The organism is Prosthecobacter sp. (assembly GCF_044373815.1).
Lineage (GTDB): Bacteria > Verrucomicrobiota > Verrucomicrobiia > Verrucomicrobiales > Verrucomicrobiaceae > Prosthecobacter.
Genome location: NZ_JBIPNG010000541.1, coordinates 1 through 4,126, shown reverse-complemented (window position 1 = coordinate 4,126; position 4,126 = coordinate 1). Strand labels below are relative to the sequence as shown.

The window sequence follows — 4,126 nt, the reverse complement described above, 5'->3', positions numbered from 1 at the left end:
AGTGGACGGTTTTGGGCGTTCGCCAGCTTGACGGACGTTCATGAATTTGGACAGCAGATCAAACCAGAACGGCGCGCCGAGGGTGGCGGCGAGGGCCGTGAGCAGCCAGCCGATCCCATGCGTGCACATAAGCTCCACCATGGTTTTCCAGGCGGCGGGATCGAGATGCAGGAGGCTGGCGCCGGAGGGGCGCACACGGAGCTCGGCGTTGGCTCGTGGGCTCGCCGCCTCAGAGGAGCCGGGGGAGACCCAGCCGATGGGCAGCCCAAGCTCTTCCAATTGCTTCCGGGCATCCTGAAAATGCTGACTCGGCTCATCTGCAGTCGGAGACGCCTTAGTTGCAGCAACGGCTGGAGGGGTGGGTGTATCTGCTGGATCCGCAGGTGGGGGCGGCGCGTCTGCCGCAGATGCTTTGTTCGCGTGAGCAGAGGCCTCATTCACGAGTGCGGTCCGCAGGGAGGGGTCCGTGGAAAGGCGTTTCAGCACCAGCAAGGCATCCACGTTCAGCAGCACTGCCAGCACCGCCCCCGTGGCAAAATTGACCCAGGCCGTCTGGCGTTTGTACCAGCCGCTCACACGTTTCATCGAGGCATCGAACCACTCCCCCACCTTGACCTTGAAGGCATCCGCATCATTTCCGGCTTCGTGCTGCAAAAGCAGGAGCGTGCGCTTCAAGTTGCTGTCTGGCAGGCGCTCCAGCGCGGCCCTCATGTCCGTCTGGCTGGAGGTCAGAGATTTGGCTCGTTCCAAAGCCAGCGCGTAGGGCAGGGGAGCCTGCGCCAGCCTGTCTCGCCACATGCGCAGGCGGTTCTGGAAAGCCGCACCACCCGCCCCGGTGGTCGGGATTTGTACGATGAGATCCTGCAACGCCTGCGCCGTTGGTTTCATGGCGATCTCTGCCAGCGTGGGCTTCACCCAGCTGAGCATCCCGGAGCTGATTCGCGCATTGATCTCCGCGAGTTTTTGCTGCAGCGCAGGCACCGCCGCAGGGATCTCGCCGAGGTCTGCCACAGCCTTTTCCAGGCTGGCACGCAGATCCGCGCCATCCAGCGCCTCCGTCAGCTCTTCCAGCAGTCCTGACACCGCCGCTTGGAGTGGTGCAAGGTCCTCCCCCGTGGCAGGCAGTGCCGCGAGCCGTGACTGCAGCTTCTGCAGCCATTCGCCTGAGCTGGGACGCAACAGCCCTAGAGTGTCCAGCAGGGCTGAGGAAAAGACCTGTGTCGGGATGTAGGAGGGCCCGCTGCCTTTGCCCGGCGGCTTGCCTTTCGCCACGGCATCTGCCGAAGGCACCGCTTTGCCTGCCACCAGCGGATGCTGTAGAATCTCCATCTCCAGCCCGCTGATCTCCTCACGGGTCGAATTCCCCGGCGCGAGCATGGCCGAGAGCCCCTTGCGCAGGCAGCGCGCCCGCAGCTGGAGCGCATTGGCCAGCATTTCACTGGCCGCCGTGACCAAAATGCTCACCAGCAGAAACACAAAAGCCATCCCAATCGCCGTCTCCAAGACCATTGATCCAAACATAGCATGTAAAGGCCCAGCACTGCCCCATGGGCGGGGATTAATTGATAATATCAGAACTTTTATACATGCAGGACGCAGGATTACATCAATCACAAAATGAGGCGATGGCAAAAGTTTTTCTAAATACCATGCGAATGATGGCGTGCTGGCCAAAATTGAAAGTGTAGGATTTACTCTCGGTATCACCCGGTACAACGACTGAATGCGTGCACCCGTTGTCCAGCCTGCCGTCGCTTCCTCATCTTTGGACAACCACACCAGCCAGCCCGAACATCTGCTTGGAACTATCGCAGGGTTCTTGCCTGTGACGCAGCGCGCTGAGCCAGGCTTTACCGCCGCCCTTTCAATTGAAGAGGCCTGTAAGATCGGCGTCAGGTTCAAACAGGATGCCCGGATCGGCAGGGGCAGGGCGCGCGTTGATTCTTATGCGCTCACTGCGACCCCGCAGTCTGCATCAGACTATCCAAACAGCCCCATGACCGGTTTCCCGGTGGAGAAAGGCGGACGGGAGAGGCCGGTGTTCATGGTGAGATCGTTCAAGGGCACACCCAGGGCATGAAGCACGGTGGCGTGGAGATCCTGAACAGTGACGGGATCGCTCACCGGAGCGGAAGCCGTCTTGTCGGACTCGCCGTAAATCGCGCCGCCGCGAATGCCACAGCCGGCGACGATGGCGGAGAAACACTTGGGCCAGTGCTGGCGTCCAGGAGGCCCCTGCGTCAGAATGATGGGTGTGCGTCCGAACTCGCCGACGGCGACGACCAGCGTGTCTTCGAGCAGGCCGCGCTGCTTGAGATCAGTGAGGAGAGCGGAGAGCGCCTGATCGAGACGCGGCAGGCAGAAGTTCATGCCATAGGAGCCACCACCGAAGGCATTGCCCATGCCCATGTTGCCGCCATGCATGTCCCAGCTGGAGCTGGGCGGACCACCACCTTTTTCGTCCGGTGCGGCACCGACCCAGCCATTGACGGTGATGAAGCGTACGCCTGCCTCAACCATGCGCCGGGCGAGCAGGAGATTCTGGCCGAGCGGGTGCATGCCATAGCGTTCGCGCACAGCCAGCGGTTCACTCTTCAAGTCAAAAGCCTGCCGGCCTTCCGGGCGGGTCATGGAGTCGTAGGCTTTCTCGCGCAGTTCGTTCCAGTCCTTGCCCTGCGGATTGTCCGCGAGGAGCTTGGACTCCAGATCGGCCAGCAGCTTGCGTCGTTCCCACAGACGCTTGGGATCGCCCATGTTATAAATCTCCGGTGGCGTGAAATTCGGCATCGCGGGATGGTTGTTCTCGGAGCCGATGAACACCGGCGCGTGCGCAGACCCCAGATAGCCGCCGGAGCCGATGTTAGGCGCGCAGAACACCGGCGGCCCCACGCATTTGATGAGCCATGCATTCGAGACGAGGTTCTCCTCACTCGGCAGATGCTTGGCCACCACGGAGCCGAGATAGGGCAGGCCGTCGGGCTCGCCCTGCTTCACGCGCTCGATCAACTGCCCGCTGAGCAGGTTGTGCATCGCGTCGAAGTGATTGTTGATCGGCCCCGGGTGCGTCATCGAGCGGATGAGACAAAACTGATCCGTCACCTTCGCCAGCATCGGGTGCAGTTCGCTCAAGTGCATGCCCGGCACCTTGGTGCGGATGGGTTTATACGGGCCGCGTATCTCAGACGGTGCGTCCGGCTTCAGATCCCAGGTATCAAGCTGGCTCGGGCCACCGCACAGGAGCAGAAAGATGCAGCGCTTCTTCGAAGCCACCGCTTTGCCCGAGGCGTCCAGCTTGTCCTTCCCGACGACCAGTCCCGGGATGGCGAGGTTCAGAGCGCCGATGCCACCGGCTTGAAGAAACTGGCGGCGCGAGGTCGGGAGGATGTTCATAAACAGTGGCTGTTCGAGACGAATGGAATGTTGCAGCAGGCAACGTGCCCCGTGCAGACCCCGGGGCTGGATAGTTACGTCATCACGCAACGGGATTTCTCAATACCGGCACGAATGACCAAAGATGAAAGTATTCACCGGCTTCAACGAGTAACAAGAGGAGGCGCGTCTTCGTAAGCGGTTGTTGATCATGACGCTCACTGCCGCTGGCTGGAGCCGCACGAATCAGCTTCGGTTTTTGAAACATAACAAGCTTCGCATCTGTAGAACTCAAACCATGAATCTCTGATTCTTCAGCGCACTTTCAACACCGCCTTGTGACTCAGCCTGCACGTCAGATCGGTTAACTTCAGCTTTTCCAAAATCATCCACCCTGGCAACCACCGGAACGCTCTCGCATCCATGCTCGAAATCATGCGTCTCCTTCGTTTTCTTCAATTGCTTTCTCTCACCTTCGGACGGCCATGGATGGCAAAGGGGAGGAACTGCCCAGCGGGAGAGTGGTCGTGCTGGAGGACACGGACCATGACGGACGCATGGACAAAAACATGGTGTTTGCCACCACCGCCGACCGCCGCGAAGCCTGGGTGCAGGACCAGCTTCGTGCCATCCCCTGATCTCCTGTTTGCACATGCAGATAACTCCAACCGCTAAGCATCTAAACCATGAAGACCTTCCTCCTTTTTCCAACTTTGATCCTTGCGATTTCCAGCATCGGATCCGTCCGGGCCGATCT

At 60.3% G+C, this 4,126-nt stretch carries 2 protein-coding genes and 1 pseudogene; 1 reads left to right on the top strand and 2 read right to left on the bottom strand.

Going from position 1 to position 4,126, the window contains the following annotated elements; genetic code table 11:
- Both ACIREA_RS27815 and ACIREA_RS27810 read right to left on the bottom strand, forming a co-directional pair.
- Positions 1–1,485 (bottom strand): annotated as a pseudogene (locus tag ACIREA_RS27815) (hypothetical protein); the annotation flags it as partial.
- 495 nt (positions 1,486–1,980) lie between these two features.
- Complete coding sequence (locus tag ACIREA_RS27810; protein WP_397385583.1) at positions 1,981–3,390, bottom strand: DUF1501 domain-containing protein; 1,410 nt, start codon at positions 3,388–3,390, stop codon at positions 1,981–1,983.
- A gap of 464 nt (positions 3,391–3,854) precedes the next feature.
- Between ACIREA_RS27810 and ACIREA_RS27805 the strand changes: the two genes are divergently transcribed.
- Positions 3,855–4,007: a hypothetical protein gene (locus tag ACIREA_RS27805; protein WP_397385582.1), complete on the top strand. Its 153-nt coding sequence runs from the start codon at positions 3,855–3,857 to the stop codon at positions 4,005–4,007.
- Positions 4,008–4,126 lie beyond the last annotated feature (119 nt).